10 protein-coding genes are annotated in these 15,036 nt (G+C 68.1%); 2 read left to right on the forward strand and 8 right to left on the reverse strand.

Annotation, left to right across the window (positions count from 1 at the left end):
- Positions 1 to 202: 202 nt before the first annotated feature.
- Positions 203 to 445 carry a DUF5133 domain-containing protein gene (locus tag QF027_RS14600; RefSeq protein WP_307074938.1) on the reverse strand — a complete coding sequence of 81 codons (243 nt, stop codon included), beginning with the start codon at positions 443 to 445 and terminating at the stop codon, positions 203 to 205.
- A gap of 298 nt (positions 446 to 743) precedes the next feature.
- On the opposite strand from QF027_RS14600, the gene QF027_RS14605 reads away from it, so the two are divergent.
- Together QF027_RS14605 and QF027_RS14610 are read left to right on the forward strand one after the other, a co-directional pair.
- Positions 744 to 1,940: a hypothetical protein gene (locus QF027_RS14605; RefSeq protein WP_307074939.1), complete on the forward strand. Its 1,197-nt coding sequence runs from the start codon at positions 744 to 746 to the stop codon at positions 1,938 to 1,940.
- Positions 1,941 to 2,029: 89 nt separating this feature from the next.
- Positions 2,030 to 4,774 carry an AAA family ATPase gene (locus QF027_RS14610; protein ID WP_307074941.1) on the forward strand — a complete coding sequence of 915 codons (2,745 nt, stop codon included), beginning with the start codon at positions 2,030 to 2,032 and terminating at the stop codon, positions 4,772 to 4,774.
- Between the two features lie 236 nt (positions 4,775 to 5,010).
- Here the strand turns inward: QF027_RS14610 and QF027_RS14615 are convergent, their stop codons facing one another.
- The 7 genes from QF027_RS14615 to QF027_RS14645 all read right to left on the reverse strand — a co-directional run bounded on the left by QF027_RS14615 (position 5,011) and on the right by QF027_RS14645 (position 14,984).
- The gene (locus QF027_RS14615; protein ID WP_307074943.1) at positions 5,011 to 5,724 is read right to left on the reverse strand and encodes a sigma-70 family RNA polymerase sigma factor; all 714 of its coding nucleotides are present in this window, start codon (positions 5,722 to 5,724) and stop codon (positions 5,011 to 5,013) included.
- Positions 5,725 to 5,921: 197 nt separating this feature from the next.
- Positions 5,922 to 8,693 carry a helix-turn-helix transcriptional regulator gene (locus QF027_RS14620; RefSeq protein WP_307074945.1) on the reverse strand — a complete coding sequence of 924 codons (2,772 nt, stop codon included), beginning with the start codon at positions 8,691 to 8,693 and terminating at the stop codon, positions 5,922 to 5,924.
- Positions 8,694 to 8,940: 247 nt separating this feature from the next.
- Positions 8,941 to 9,711, reverse strand: coding sequence for a DUF427 domain-containing protein (locus QF027_RS14625; RefSeq protein WP_307074948.1), 771 nt, complete (start codon positions 9,709 to 9,711; stop codon positions 8,941 to 8,943).
- Positions 9,712 to 9,873: 162 nt separating this feature from the next.
- Positions 9,874 to 10,329 (reverse strand): cupin domain-containing protein, encoded by a 456-nt coding sequence (locus QF027_RS14630; RefSeq protein WP_306982217.1) that lies wholly within the window; start codon positions 10,327 to 10,329, stop codon positions 9,874 to 9,876.
- Between the two features lie 286 nt (positions 10,330 to 10,615).
- The gene (locus QF027_RS14635; protein WP_306982215.1) at positions 10,616 to 11,101 is read right to left on the reverse strand and encodes a MarR family winged helix-turn-helix transcriptional regulator; all 486 of its coding nucleotides are present in this window, start codon (positions 11,099 to 11,101) and stop codon (positions 10,616 to 10,618) included.
- A gap of 143 nt (positions 11,102 to 11,244) precedes the next feature.
- Positions 11,245 to 11,979 carry a sigma factor gene (locus QF027_RS14640; protein ID WP_306982213.1) on the reverse strand — a complete coding sequence of 245 codons (735 nt, stop codon included), beginning with the start codon at positions 11,977 to 11,979 and terminating at the stop codon, positions 11,245 to 11,247.
- Between the two features lie 185 nt (positions 11,980 to 12,164).
- Positions 12,165 to 14,984 (reverse strand): helix-turn-helix transcriptional regulator, encoded by a 2,820-nt coding sequence (locus QF027_RS14645; RefSeq protein WP_307074951.1) that lies wholly within the window; start codon positions 14,982 to 14,984, stop codon positions 12,165 to 12,167.
- Between the last annotated feature and the right edge of the window lie 52 nt (positions 14,985 to 15,036).

Here is a 15,036-nt window from a genome sequence, read left to right on the forward strand (position 1 = left end):
GTTGAAAACCTGTCGAAGAAGCCACCGCCGGGCGGTCGAGCAGCCCAATCGCTGGAACGGTCCGGAGGCGCCGATGCCAACATGACAGGCCAGCCAGGCGAGTTGTGACAACGATGCCACGGACCGGAAGGTATCAGTGCCGTGATCTGTCCGCGAGGCCACGATCCTTCTCGACCCAGCGGCACGGGTGCCAGGCCACCCCTCAGCGATCGGGCCGGTCGGGGCGGTCGCTTCCCCTCCGGCGAGTGCTGTACTGCTGCAACAGTGTGTCCGCCGCAATCAGCGCCTGCTCGGCGGTGCGCACTCCGGTCATGACACACAGCGTGTACTTGGCGTCCTCCAGAGCCCGGCTGGTCCGGCCCGTGGGACAGATGTCGTACTCGATCCGCGCTTGCGCGAACCTGGCGAGCGCAATACGCACTTGCTTCTCCACAGGAACGATCACTGCGGCTCCCTCTCCCTCTTGCAGCACCATCCTTCAGGCGCCCTTATTCCTCCGGCACGTTGGCCCACCGCACGCCAACTCCCCCAGCAGAGGACCACTCAGAGCACCTGTTTGTGACACCACGGCGGGAGGGACGAGTTTTACGCGCTGGCCGCTCGCCAACACGGTGTCACACCTGGGGCAGGCACTCGGTCTCTATGGTCGGGCAGCCCGGCCGTTCAAAGTCCGTCCCTGTCTGCGGATTTACCGGGGCACGGCCGATACTCGACGGCAGGGACACACGGAACAACATCTCTTGGTGCGTTTCATGGATACATCAAAGGTCCAATCCAGGCGCGGGACTTTCGCGAGACGCATCTGGTTCCAGAGGCTGCCCGACCAGCCGACGATAACGACCCCCCGGCTCCGGCATTCCGAGGCCTTCCTCGACGCCGAACGTGCACGCCTCGCCGCCCAGCCGGGTCTTGGATTTGCCGGACTATTGGTAGTCGTTCCACTGGCCGCACTGCTCGCCTTCGGACCGGACGGCGCCGAGAGCGCAGTGGTCATCCTCTCGCCACTGATGACGTTCGCACTGCCGGTTCTCTCCATGGTCGCGTTCTGGTGGGAGGACTGGCCGGGTTCGACCCTGCGCCCTGGTTGGTCGGCCCTTGTGGACACGCTTCTCATTGCAGCGGCGGGTGTCGCCCTGGCTGCCGTCGGCCAGATGATCGTGGGCCATTTCGACGTGTCCGGTCTCTTCGACCCCACCCCGGAACTCGGCAGCACACCGTTGTACCCCGCCGCAATACCGCTGGGACTCACGGTCTTCACCGCGATGCTGCAGCTCACCCTCGTGTGCGAGGGCTGGCCGTTCAAGCGACTGCCCAGGCTGGTCGCGGGTTTCGCGGCGCTGGCACTCTCCTGGGGGCTGGCTCTCCTCGTGCAGTACACGGCGTACACATTTCACGCGCCGGCGGGCTCCGGCCTGATCAGTCAGGACGGTCCCTTCTCGCACGAGGACCTCAGTGCCGTGTTCGCACTGTGCGGGGCATGGCAGGTTTGGTTCTTCATCGTTTGGCGTGGCTGGCCGTTGAACGAACTCGGCCGGCGATGGCTTCGGATCACTCTGGGGAATCTGCTCGTGTTCGCCGGCACGGCGTTCAGCTTCGCACTGCTCGACGGTTTGTTCGGCGTGGCGGCACGTACCATCCTTGCCACCGTTACCAGTTTCAGCGCAGCCGGGCTGCTGGTGGCCATGCTCTTCGAGGGAGCCTTCCGCTCCGGGATGTCCGCGTCGTGGGAGCGGGCGACGACTCTCTTTGTCTCAGTGGTTGTGGGTGCCGGGCTCTTCGGCGGGCTGATCACCTATGCGGGCACGCTCACCTGGACAACCTCGAGTGCCGAGGGATGGGTGTCCCATGTCTGCGTGAACGCCCTGGGCGCGGGCGTGCTTTTGCATGTGGGTGTCAGCCGCCGTTGGCCGCTGAAGGGTATGACCGCGCCTGTGCCGTGACCGGCTGCACAGAACCGGAGCTCACCGTGACATCATCATTTCGGCCTTGATCGACTACGGCGTTGTTATGCTCGCCTACGGGGGTCAAGGTGAGCGGACAGGGTCGTAAGCAACTGCGCGGTCGGCGCCACGAGTGCAATGCGCTTGAAGAGCTGGCGTCGAAAGTCGAGGCCGGACAGAGCTCAGCTCTTGTCCTACGCGGTGAGGCCGGAATAGGAAAGTCCGCTCTGCTCGATCATCTGGCCGGGCACGTCGCCGGATACCGCGTCGCCCGCAGTGCGGGTGCCGAGTCGGAGATGGAACTCCCGTTCGCAGGCCTGCACCAGTTGTGTGCGCCATTCCTCGGTCACGCCGCCTCCCTTCCGCTCCCGCAGCGAGAAGCGCTGACCACGGCGTTCGGGGTCAGCACCGGCCCACCACCGGACCGGTTCCTGGTCGGTCTCGCCGTGCTCGGACTGCTGACCGAGGTGGCCGCCGAAAAGCCGCTGTTCTGCCTGGTGGACGACGCGCAGTGGCTCGACCGGGTGTCCGCACAGACTCTGGCCTTCGTGACACGGCGGATGCTCGCTGAACCCCTCGCACTGGTGTTCGCCACGCGTGAACTGAAGGCACGCGACGAGTTCGCCGGACTGCCTGAACTGACGATCGACGGCCTCGACAACAGCGACGCCCTCGCGCTTCTGGCTTCGGATGCCGGCGGTCCCTTGGACGAGCGAGTCCGCGACCGAATCCTCGCAGAAGCCCGCGGCAACCCCCTCGCGCTTCTGGAACTTCCGCACAGCCGGGAAGAGACGGAACCCCTTGACGGATTCGGCCTGCCGGACCCCGGGCCGGTGACCGGCCGCATCGAGCGGAGCTACCTCGAGCGGGTCCGCTCGCTTCCGCCCGCGACGCAGCGACTGCTGCTGGCAGCCGCCGCCGAACCGATCGGCGACGTGACACTCCTCAGACGCGCAGCGGCGCTCCTGGACATCGGTCCTGAAGCGGCAGCCCCGGCAGTGGCAGCGGGGCTGTTCGACATCAGTGCTCTGGTGCGTTTCAAGCATCCGCTTCTGCGCTCGGCAATCTACCGGTCGGCCGATCTCGCGGAGCTGCGAGAGATCCACCGCGTCCTGGCAGAGGTGACCGACCCCGGCCACGATCCCGACCGTCGTGCATGGCACCTGGCACGATCAACCGTGCGGCCCGACGAGGCGATCGCCGCCGAACTGGAGTCATCCGCCGTGCGGGCGCAGGCGCGCGGCGGCACCGCCGCGGCCGCGGCGTTTCTCGCACACGCGGCTGTATTGTCTCCGCAGCCACAACGGAAAGCGACGCGCGCCCTCGCGGCAGCTCAAGCGAAGCTTCGGGCCGGTGCACCAGCCGCTGCGCGTGATCTGCTGTCCCTCGCCGAGAGCGGAGTCCTGGACGAGACCGGTCGCGCTCGCGTGCACCTCACCCACGCTCAGATCGCCTTCGTCGGCAGCCGCGGCGCCGAAGCGCTCCCCCTCCTGCTGGCCGCCGCGCAGCGCTTGGTCCCGCTCGACGTCGACCTGGCTCGCGAGACGTTTCTGGACACCGTGTCAGCGGCCATGTTCGCAGGGCGCCTCGCTGTCGGGGCGACGGTGCGAGAGGTGGCGGAAGCAGCGCAGAGGACGTCACCGTCCGGCACACGGCTGTCACGCAACGTCGACCTTCTCATGGACGCCTTGGCCCCCCGGTTCACCAGTGGGTACCGTGCCGCCGTCGCCGGCGCGCGTGACGTGGTGACCGGGCTCCGTCAGGAGACCGACCCCGAGCAGGTCCTGCGCTGGTCATGGTTGGGCGGCGCCCTCGCTGCCGATATGTGGGACGACGAAGGTTGGACTGAGCTGGCGACACGCCATGTGCAGACCACCCGCACCGTCGGCGCGCTGACAGAGTTGCCCCTCGCGCTCCACTCACGGTCAGTCGTCCACACGTTCGCCGGTGAACTGGACGCGGCGGAACTACTCCTCGCGGAGAGCCTCAGCGTCCAGGAGGCCGCCGGCAGCAACAGCTTCACGCCCTACGGAACGATTACCCTCGCCGCCTGGCAAGGAAGGGAACGCGAGGCCGTAACGCTTATCAGGGCCAGCCAGGACGAGGCCATCAATCGCGGTGAAGGCGCCGGCCTGTCCGTCGGCCATCGGGCCGCAGCAGTGCTCTACAACGGTTTGGGCCGATACGAGGAGGCATTGGACTCCGCCCGTCAGGCGAGCGCGCACCCGCAGGATGTCGCCGTATACAACTGGGGACTGACTGAACTGGTGGAGGCCGCAGTTCGCAGCGGTCACCGTGAGGCGGCCGAGGCCGCACTGGCCGAACTGACCCGGGCCACCGAAGCCGCGGGCACGGACTGGGCCTTGGGGGTTCAGGCACGCTCGCAGGCTCTGCTCGGCCAGGAGGACTCTGCCGAAGAGCTCTACCGCGAGGCTATCGAGCGACTCGGACGTACTCGGGTCAGGACGGATCTGGCACGGGCACACCTGGTGTACGGCGAATGGCTGCGCCGGCAGAACCGCCGCGTCGACGCCCGCGAGCAACTTCGCGTGGCGCACACCCTCTTCAGTCAGTTCGGCGCCGGCGCGTTCGCCGAGCGCTCCGTCCGTGAACTACGGGCCGCCGGCGAGACCGTGACCCGGCGGACCGGTGTCGCCGCGGCGACGCTGACCCCCCAGGAAACGCAGATCGCGCAGCTGGCCCGTGCGGGGCTCACCAACACCGAGATCGGCGCACAGCTGTTCCTCAGCCCGCACACCGTGGAATGGCACCTGCGCAAGGTGTACGCCAAACTCAACATCACTTCTCGCCGGCTCCTGCACACGGTGCTCTGACTGATTGACGGACCGGCCCCAGGGGCTCTCCACGGGGTGACCACGGAGACACCTACGGCCTGTCAAGGGCGCGACCAGGTGCCTCTCTGCGTGAACCTGATGTCAGCCCCCCTTCAAGGGGGAAATCGCTGGCTCAGTCCGGTCGACACTGCAAACGCCCCGGGTCTCTAAGAAAAGGGACGGTAATCAATCCATGGGGTAGACCAGAAACGGCGCCGATGAGTCCGACCACGTTCTTACGCCGCCCGCGCCCCGGCCGTCCTCGCGGCTCGAACTGTCGGGCCGGTCTCCGACAGGAGGACCCGCTCCAGGCGGTCCAGGTCGCCTCCCTGTGCCGCCGCGAGGAAGGCCTGCACAAGACGGCGATGGCTGATGGAGTCCACCGGTTGCCGGTGACGCTTCGCGCCCAGTCGCCGCTGTGCGCGAGTGACCTGCTGCCTGGCGTTGGCGACGCTGAGATGCAGAAGGCCGGCAATCCGCTCGTACGGATAACCGAACCCCTCCCGGAGGACGAACGCTGTGCGCTGCGGAGGTGTCAACGTCTCCAGAAGCAGCGAGACCGCTCGCTCCACGGTGTCTTGCTGCTCGGCTGCTGATTCCGGGCCGGGGCCCGGGTCCAACGCCTCCGGAAGCCAAGGGGTGGCACTTTGTTCCCGGCGTCTGTAAGCCGATTGAACCGAGTTGATCGCCAACCTGACGGTGATCGTCCGCAACAGCGCCTGCGGGGATCGTACAGACGTTCGATCGGCGCGCTGCAGTCGCAGCCATACCTCCTGGACCACCTCTTCGGCCTCGTTCTCGTTGTCGAGGATGCGATGGGCGATCTTGAGGAGTGCCGGCCGATTCCGCAGGTATATGGACGCCGCATCCTCCAGATCATCAATGGTCGAGGGCGATGCGTGGCCCCCGTCCATCGGCAAGCGTCTGGCTTCGAGCAGGTACCTGTCCATGGTCGGATCCTCCGCTGGGTGGGTCAGCAACCTGGAAATTCGAGCTGCGACCAACCTCGCGCCGACACCGCGTGGCCCGCGCCTTCAAGACTCCGTGGGGGACTGCGTGGTGATGCCGTGGTGAGTCCGTGGCCGCCCCACTCGGCCGTGGACTTGGACAGGCCCTACACCGAGCGCGGGCGACGCGTTGGGCACGGTCAACGTGTGGCCGTCAGGCCTTCCGGCCGCACCGAAGAGATCTCTTTGCGGGAGGAGATACCCAATTTCGCGAACACCTTGCGCAAATGCCAATCGACCGTATGAGGGCTGAGGAACAGTCGGGCGCCGATCTCCGGGTTGGTGAAACCCTCCTTGGCAAGCCGCGCGATCTCGACTTCTTTTGCCGTGAGGATCGCCGGCGCGACTGAGGCTCGTTTGCGCACCTTCGCTCCCGCAGCCTGGAGCTCACGTCGTGCGCGCTCCGCGAATGCCTCGGCGCCCGCCTCGCTGAGCATCTCGTGCGCTTCGCTCAGCCGTTCACGAGCGTCCGCCGGCCGGCCTTCACTTCGCAGCCATTCACCGTACCTGAGTCGGGCGCGGGCGCTGTCCATCCGGGTCTGCGTCCTGTCGAGCAGCTCGATGGCTTCTCGGTGCAGATCCTCGGCTGCCCGTCCGTCGCTCACCAGGGCACGGGTAGCGGCCGAAATGCCGAGTGCCCAGGTGGTTTTGCTGGCCTGGGCCATCTCTTCGATCATCCGCGCGGCTTCGGCCGCCCTGGTTGTTCGCCCCGACCGTACGGCGGCTTCGACGAATTCCACCCTGGACTGGAGGGACAAGCCGAGTTCCTGCGGGTTCTCGCTTCCACGTTCTGCGCACGCGTAGGCCTCTTCATATCGCCCAAGGCCGTTGTAGAGCACCGCCAAGGCCCATTGCGTGGCTGTCGTCACCTTTCCCTCGTCCTGCAGGAGACGGTCTTGCGTGAGCGCTTCGATCGCCTGATAGGTCGTGGACTCCCGCCCCTTGAAAGGTTCCAGAACCAGTGCGCCGTAGTGCGCGAAGAAACTGCTGCCCGTCGCCTCACCGATCGCGTTCGCCTCCGCGACAAGGGAATCGGCGCCCCGCAGGTCGCCGGCGAATGCCCGATTCGACAGACGGAGCAGGAGGGACGACGGCAGAAAAGCCAGGGCTCCTGTGTCGCGGCCCATGTCGACCAGTCGTGCGGAGAGCTCTGACCAGGCGTCGAAGTCCCACGTCGTGTGTGCCATACGGCACACGAGCGGGAGCCACCCAAGACCGTCCTCCGGCGCGACCTCCTCCGTGCGGAAGGCGGCCACGGCCTCCATGAGAACCGGCGCACCAGCGGCGTAACCCTCGGTGATCACCCGTGCGACCCCCTGCAAGAGGAGATCCTCACGGGTCGCGGGGTGCGTCGAGGGCGGTGCGCTCAGCACCGCTTCTGCAACGTCGCGGACGCCCCCCGCGGCCAGTCGGCCTGCGGTCAATGCCGCGTAGAGAGCGTCCCGGTAGGTCTCACGGGCGAGCTTGGCGTCGAACGGCTGGAGCCGCTCGGCTGCTTCGAGCAGCAGTGGTAGTCCGGCACTGGCGCTTTGGGAGACGGACATGATCTGCCCGCGAAGCAGCATGGCTTGCGCGGACCTGACGTCGTCGAGGCGGCTCAGTTCCGCCGCGTCGACCAGCTCCCGCGCAACGTCGAAAGCGCCTGCTCGATACTTGGCCTGCGCCGCAGCCAACGCCCGGTGCCCCCAGCGTGTGGGGTCCGAGGTCAGTTCGGTAGCTCGCTGGAGGAAGGCCGCTGCCGTGGCCATTCCGCCGCGCAGTTGCGCGCGCCCGGCCGATCTCTCCAATTCGGAGGCCACGGCTTCGTCCGGTCCCGTCGTCGCGCTCGCCAGGTGCCAGACACGGCGTTCCGGATCGAATTGCGCGTCGATCGAGTCCGCCAAGGCCTTGTGGACCCGTCGCCGTTGTTCGAAGTCTGCGGCGCGATACGCCGCAGACCGAACCAACGGGTGCCGGAAGCGAACCCAGGTACCGAACGAGATGAGTCCGGACGTTTCGGCGCTGGTCTCGGCAGAGCTCACAGCGATTCCGAGACGTTCGGCAGCCCGCCGCAGCAAGGCCACATCACCGACCGGCTCTGCAGCGGCGATGAGCAGCAGTTGTTGCGTTTCCGCCGGGAGCGACTGGACGCGACGGAGGAAACCGTTCTCGATCTGGCTGGACAGTGGGCCGCGCTCGAGCCCGGCGAGCCCTCCTGCCAATTCGACTGCGGTCAGGCCCCTCGGCAGCTCCACGAGTGCCAGCGGATTGCCGTGCGTCTCGGCCACGATCCGGTCCCGCACGCGCCGGTCGAGCGGGCCGGTGATCACCGATTCGAGGAGCCTGCGGGAATCACTGTCGCTCAGCCCGCGCACGTGCAGCTCTCGCAGGTCGGTGAAAGCCTCGCCAGGCCCGGACTCGCGGACGGCGAGAACGAGCAGAACCGATTCCGCAAGCAGCCGACGAGCGACGAACTCCAGCGTCTGGGCCGACACGCGGTCCAGCCATTGCGCGTCATCCACGAGACAGACGAGCGGCTCGTCACCGGCAGCGCCGGCAAGCAGACTGAGAGTGGCCAACCCCACCAGAAAACGATCCGGCGCGTCACCGGCCCGCATCCCGAAAGCCGTGCGCAGCGCGTTCTGCTGCGGTTCGGGAAGATCATCGAGGTGGGACAGCAGCGGAGCGCAGAGTTGGTGCAGTCCAGCGTAGGAGAGCTCCATTTCGGACTGGACGCCGGCCGCCCGGACGACGCGGCAACCGATGGCACGCTCGATCAGGTAGTGCAGCAGTTCGGTCTTCCCGATGCCTGCCTCACCACGCACCACCAGGACCCCGCTCTGCCCGGCCCTGGCTTCTGCCAAGAGGTGGTCGAGATATCGGCACTCGTTCCGGCGCCCGACGAGCCCGGCCCGCACTCCGTCTCTCCCCATGGCAGCCTCCCGGCTGCCACCATACCTCCGCCTCGTGTAGGCGCTGTCTCAAAATCGTTCACTGCCCACGCGACAGGACAACGAGCGTCCGCGAGCCGTTTCCGTCAGCTCTGGTCTGCGGTCGCCTCCTTCGATCAGCTCGCCCTCCCCGCGATCAGGGTGGTTCCGAGCCGCGGCCGACGGGAGGCCGGTGGTCGACCACCGACCCCTGCGTCTCCTCAAGCAGAAGAGCCGAAACCAGAACTGGTCAGCCGCGAGTGGACCTCGGCAGCAGGACACCATCGACGTACAGGTCGACGTGCTCGTTGTAGAACGCAGTCAGCCCCGCGATGCGGTTGGCATGAATGGTCGGAAAGTCGTAGCCCCAGGCGATGTCCTCATGGGAGGCCCTGTCGCTGTCGAAAGACCAGTAACTGCTCGTCGTCCCCTTGTAGGGACATCGGGTCACGGTGTCTGAATGCCGCAGCAGGGTCCAGTCGACGCAGTTGCGATCAAGGTAGTAACGGGTGGGAAGGCCCGTTTCGAACAGCTTCACACAATTGGGGGCCTCGGCCAGCACCACACCATCCAGCTCCACCCGAACGCTGCTGGTGGACCGCAGAGCGTCCACACGGGAGTAGGGGCTCCTGGGATGAACGAAGACGGGCTCGTCTTCCTCGAACCAGGCGTCCAGGGCCTCCCACTCGAAGCGCACGGTGTCGTGCAAGGGTCCCGGGGCGCCCTCGCCCCAGAGCCAGGCCGCGCCCGCGCGGACGTGAGGGCCTACCCGCAGAGTGTGCCGGTGTGCCGGGCCGGCACCGAGCTGTTCCGTGTGGTTGTCGTCTTCGAGCACACCGTCCACGAGGTCCTCGATCGGGATGCTGAACTGAGGGTAGGCCCGCCATTCCCACACGTACAGGGCGCGGCGGGTGTCGAAGGCGACGCGGCCACCGATCGTGCCGCGGATACGGCGGGGCACGGGCTCGACGTGCCCGATCGGAACGATCAGGCTTGGATGCAGAACACTCTCGGTTGCCATGGTGATCACCTTGATTGATTCGCCGGCTGTGCGCCCTCCCAAGGGGGCCACACATCCACTCAGTCGATGCTATGGGCTGGGCCTGGTGGTGAGTCACCAGGTTGTTGTCACATGGTGTCCCAACTCGATGCAATCCGCTGGGTCACACGTGCGGAGTCGAGGTCAGGCGGTGGGTCGCGGGGCGCGGAGGTGGGCGCGCTGCTTGAGTTCCTCTTCGTCGACGAGTTCGACCATGGGCTTGCCCGGCGCGCACATCATGGTGACCACGAACTCGGTCGCCTCGTCCGCCAGGGCGTTGCCGTCCTGGTAGTGGATGGCGTCACCGCCCGGCTCCCAGAACGTGCCGCCCGCCTCGACGACACGCTCCGGCTCCCCCTCCAGCTCGAAACGGACCGCACCCTTGGTGACGTACCCGAACGCCGGGCCGGGGTGACGATGCGGCGGAGTGCCGGGGTCCCCGGGCTCCCAGTGCACGTGAATGGTCATGGCCGAGGCACCCTCGGGAACCGTGATCGGCGCGGCGTCCTGAAGCAGCGTCGCCGCCCTGGTCCAACTCGGCCCGTCCTCGCCGCCGTCCCCATGACCGTGCCCATGCCCGTGAAGCGCACTCTCCGACATTGTGTCGCACCTTCCATGATGTCGACGAGCGGACGCCATGCCGTCCGCCCCAAGCGTGACCGCATAGTCATAACGGCTCGTACATCCAGACCGAGCGACGCCCAGATGTGTGACAGCGGAGCCGACGGTTCCAGCCAATCGCAGTCGAAGTCCGACCCGGGATCATGTGTGCATCTCGCCGACTGGAGTTCGGGCACCGCGCTCGGCAGAGCCCCGAGCCCCGTCATCTGCCGCCGTTCCACGGGGTCGTCACGCACACGGTGGTGTCTCGAGACCGGGCCGCCTCTCATCCCAGTGCGGGGATATGTTCCTCGTCCGGTCGAGGGGCCGTGCCGTACGCGCTCCCCCGGAGATAGCGGAGCAGATCTTCGTCGGTGTCCCCGGCGTCGAGTTCCCGCACGGCCTCCTCGACCGCCTGGTGGAGGAGCGGCGAACCCACCCGCAGTACGTCGTGCGCGACGGCGGTGAGTTCGGTCTCGACGCTCCGACGGTCGTGCAACGAGGTGTGCGTGGTGATCAGGCCGCGATCCCGCAGACGCGCCACGAGACGGCTGGTGGCGGACTGGCTCAGCCCTATCCCGTTGGCCAGGTCGTTGAGGTAGAGCAAGCCCGTCCCCGCCCGCATGCCCTCCCACAAGGCGCGAAGGGCGTAGAACTCGCTGACCCCCAGGCCAAGATGTTGATGAAGGTGTCGCTCGATCCGGGTCTCGATCCGGCGATGGACAAGGGTCAGTGTGTTCCACTGCGTGATCAACGTGGCATCGTCACTCATCGGGGATGGCCTCCATGCTGTCCGCAGCGCCCGACCGCTTCTGCCGGAACGACGTCCCAGCAGGAGGAAGCGGCGTTGAGCCGCCGCCGCTTGCCCATACCGAGTAGACAAGCCAGCGGCCATCGTTGTGACAGCCATGTTCCCTATGCCGCTTGTCGCGCGGATGGGTGATCCGGACGAAGCGATCGAGGGGCCTGTGACGGCAGGCGGTGCACAGTGCCGTCAGGGGCCAGCAGTTGTATGAGGCCCTCCAGGTCACCGGTGCCGGCCGCCGTCCGGAACGCGGCGACGAGGCGACGGTGTGACTCAGCAGGGATTGGTCGCTCGCGGTCAGATTCCAGGCGGGCTTGCGCGCGGTGGACCATGACCCGTGCGTTCGGGGCGCTGATCCGAAGCAACCTCGCAAGATCGGCATAGGCGTAGTCGAAGCCCTTCCGCAGTACGTAGGCGGCCAGCCCTTCCGGCGTCAGCCTCGCCATGAGCAGGGCCAATGCCGCCTCGACGGCCACGGCTTGTTCAGCACGCAGCACGGGATCCTGGGCGGCCCGGTCGCCGCGGCCGACCAACTGCGACTCGGCCGGGGTTTCGTGGCGGTGCCACGCGGACTGAATCACGTTGATCGCCAGACGGGTCGTTGCCGTGGTCAGGAACGCGGCGGGATTCTCGATCGACGCGCGGTGGGTGAGCTGCCAGCGCAGCCACACCTCCTGGACCACGTCTTCGGCTCCCGAAACGTCGCCGAGGATTTGGTAGGCGATGCGGAACAGCCGTGTCCGCTGGGCCAGAAAGTCGTCGAGGGCAAGGTCCAGGTCGTCCTCGGCTGACTGGGCGGCAGGCGGTTCGGCGTGCGTCGTCGCCTCCGTGCTGGGCGCGGACATCGAGGACTCCTCTTCGTGGGCGGCGCCCATCGAGGGCATTGGTTCCACCCTCGGTCCGCAGCACTGCTCACCGCGCCCTTGGTGCCCGTGGTCGAGTCCGTAGGGACCCCATGGGGTCCCCTGGGGGTCCCCTGGGGGTCCCCTGGGGAAACCGGGGGACCCGGGACAACTCCGGGCCCGCGACCTCAGCCGGATTGCGCCGCGCCCGCGCCTGTCGTGTCCCTGACCGGGGCGCTCGCGAGGGCACCCGACAGCGCGCGACGTGAGCTGATCCCGAGCTTCGTGTACACCTTTCGCAGGTGCCACTCCACGGTGTGTGGGCTGATGAACAGCTCGGCGCCGATCTTCGCGTTCGTCATGCCGCGGGCGGCGAGCGCCGCGACCTGCGACTCCTGGGGGGTGAGGGCGCTTGTCGGCTTGACCTCCCGCGCCCGGACGTGCTCGCCAGTGGCGAGCAGCTCGCGGCGAGCACGCTCGGCGAACGCGTTCGCCCGCATGCCGTCGAACATCTCGTGGGCCGTGCGAAGGTGCCTCCGGGCGAGCGCACGGCGCTGGTTGCGGCGCAGCCACTCGCCGTACAGCAGGTGGGTGCGTGCCAACTCCACCTTCACGGCCACGCGGTCGCGGCCGAACTCCTCGATCGCGATCCGGTACAGACCATCGGCCTCGTCCCCGTCGGTGAGGAGAGCATGGCTGCGTGCGGTGACGCCACGGGCCCAGCCGGTATCGGCGGCGCGGGTGAGTTCGACCAGCCGGGCAAGCGAGGCACGGGCCTGGCCGAGCTCGCCGCACCGGGTCGCGGCCTCGACGTGTTCGACCAGCGAGAGGCCGGTGAAGTTGAACCCGTCGTGGTCGATGCCCGAGCGAGCGGCCACCAGAGCCTGGTCGTAGCGCGCCAGGCCGTTGAACAGCACGCCTTGGACATAGCCCGAGACGCCCAGGAGGCCCACCTCGCCGTGCAGTGAGGCGGTCGCCTTGGCGTCTTCGATGAGGCTGATGGCAGCGTCCTCGTCGCCTCGCCACCCAGACAGAACAAGCGTCGCGTATTTGTGCGGGGCGTGGCCCGTCGCGGCGGCGAGCACGTCGGCTTCGTCCATCATCCGGGCCGCCTCGGCGAAGTCGCCGGTGTGGATGTGCACCCCGCCTGCGTAGACCAGTGCCGGTGGCAGCGCGCCGAGCGCTCCGATGTCACGAGCCAGGCGCACCGCACGAGTCGCGAGCATGTCCCACGCGGTCAGGTCCCAGGCGTGGTGAATGAACGCCTCCAGTGCGACCGGGGCCAGGAGAAGCCAACGCATCGTCGCCTCCCGGGTGCCGACGTCCTCGTGTACAAGAGGTTCCAGCGCGCGGCGCAGCGCCGCTCCACCGGTCTCGTAATCGCCTGTGAGGAGCGTGGCTACACCGTCCAGGAGCAGGTCGGCGGCCTCGGAGCCCGAGGAGGGTGCCCCGGACCCGCGGGCCGCGATCGCCGCGGCGCGGGCGCCCGTCGGACCGTGGAGCCTGCCTGCGAAGATGGTCGCGCTGATCGCCTCGAGGTAGGTCTCCCGTGCCAGTGGCGAGTCGGCGGCAGCAAACTGTACGGCGGCGTCAAGGAGCAGAGGTGCCGCCTCGTCGCTGCGGTGGCGGGCGAAGAGGATCCTGGCACGCAGGCGCGCCAGGCGGGCGCGGTCCAAGGGGCTGAGGGGACACATTTCGGCCAGCGTCGCCAGTTCCGTGGCGCGGTCGGGCGCGGCGGCCGAGAAGTACGCCTCCGCGGCCGCGAGGGCTCGGCGGCCCCGCTGCCAGAGGTCCGGCGTCACCTCGGCCGCGCGCTCCAGAAGTACCGCCTCGGCGGCCATGCCGCCGCGCTGCCGCGCTCGGCCGGCGGCCTGCTCCAGCCCCGCGGCGACCTCCTCGTCCGGCCCGTCGGCGGCCTGCGCGGCATGCCAGGCGCGCCGGTCGGGATCCAGGACCGGGTCCGTGGCCGCGGCCAACGCCCGGTGCACCGCTCGGCGTTCTTCGGGGTCGGCTCGGTGGTAGACCGCCGAACGCACCAGCGGGTGTCGAAACCGAACGGACTCACCGAACTCGATCAGGCCGGCCGCCTTGGCCGGTGCGGCATCGGGAGTGATCTTCAGAGAGGCGGCTGCGCGGACCAGCAGGCGCGCGTCACCCACCGGTTCCGCCGCGGCGATCAGGAGCAGTGTCCGGGTCTCCGGGGGCAGCGAAGCGAGGCGGCTGGCGAAGTCGCGTTCGACGCGGCTCACGACCGGCCCCTGGACAATCGGGGAACTCGACGAGTCCAGGCCGTAGGCCAACTCCGCAGCACTGCGGCCGCGGGAGAACTCGAGCAGCGCGAGCGGGTTGCCGTGCATCTCGGCCACGAACCGGTCCCGGATCCGCTTCTCCAGCCGTCCACCGACGGCGGCTTCCAGGAGCTCTCCGGCCGCGGCGGTGTCGAGACCGGCGAGCCGTAGCGCCGGCAGACCGCTGAGTGCGGCCTGCCCTTCGGGGTCGCGTACCGCGAAGGCCATCGCGACCGCCTCGGCGAGCAGTCGCCGGGCCACGAACTCCAGGGTCTGCAGGGACACTTGGTCCAGCCACTGGGCGTCGTCGACCAGGACGAGCACCGGTCGGGTCTCCGAGGCCCGGGTGAGCAGGGTCAGCACGGCGAGGCCGACCAGGAAGCGGTCGGGCGGGTCGCCGGCCGCCATTCCGAACGCTACGCGGAGGGCGTCTCGCTGGGGTGCCGGTAGCTCTTCGAGCTCGTCCAGGAACGGCGCACACAGCTGGTGCAGGCTCGCGTACGGCAGTTCCATGTCGGCCTCGATGCCGCGTGCCCAGGTCACCTTCACCCGTGACGCCTGCGCGGCCACGTACTCGAGGAGCACCGACTTTCCGATGCCGGCTTCGCCGCGGACCACCATTACTCGGGAGTCACCTTCGCGCAAGCCGACCAGCAGGTCGTCGAGCGCCGCACACTCCCGATGCCGCCCGACCAGGTCGGGAAGGGGGCTGGCGATCATGCGACGCGGCTCCTTCGAGGAATCCGGGGGGAGACATACACAACGTTTGTTC

Origin of the sequence: Streptomyces canus, from assembly GCF_030816965.1 — a bacterium.
Classification (GTDB): Bacteria; Actinomycetota; Actinomycetes; order Streptomycetales; family Streptomycetaceae; genus Streptomyces; species Streptomyces canus_E.

Excerpts from the sequence above, each read along its gene's own strand:
- QF027_RS14645 (WP_307074951.1), bottom strand. The coding sequence starts at position 14,984 with ATGATCGCCAGCCCCCTTCCCGACCTGGTCGGGCGGCATCGGGAGTGT.
- QF027_RS14625 (WP_307074948.1), bottom strand. The coding sequence starts at position 9,711 with ATGGCAACCGAGAGTGTTCTGCATCCAAGCCTGATCGTTCCGATCGGG.
- QF027_RS14615 (WP_307074943.1), bottom strand. The coding sequence starts at position 5,724 with ATGGACAGGTACCTGCTCGAAGCCAGACGCTTGCCGATGGACGGGGGC.
- QF027_RS14635 (WP_306982215.1), bottom strand. The coding sequence starts at position 11,101 with ATGAGTGACGATGCCACGTTGATCACGCAGTGGAACACACTGACCCTT.
- QF027_RS14620 (WP_307074945.1), bottom strand. The coding sequence starts at position 8,693 with ATGGGGAGAGACGGAGTGCGGGCCGGGCTCGTCGGGCGCCGGAACGAG.
- QF027_RS14630 (WP_306982217.1), bottom strand. The coding sequence starts at position 10,329 with ATGTCGGAGAGTGCGCTTCACGGGCATGGGCACGGTCATGGGGACGGC.
- QF027_RS14640 (WP_306982213.1), bottom strand. The coding sequence starts at position 11,979 with ATGTCCGCGCCCAGCACGGAGGCGACGACGCACGCCGAACCGCCTGCC.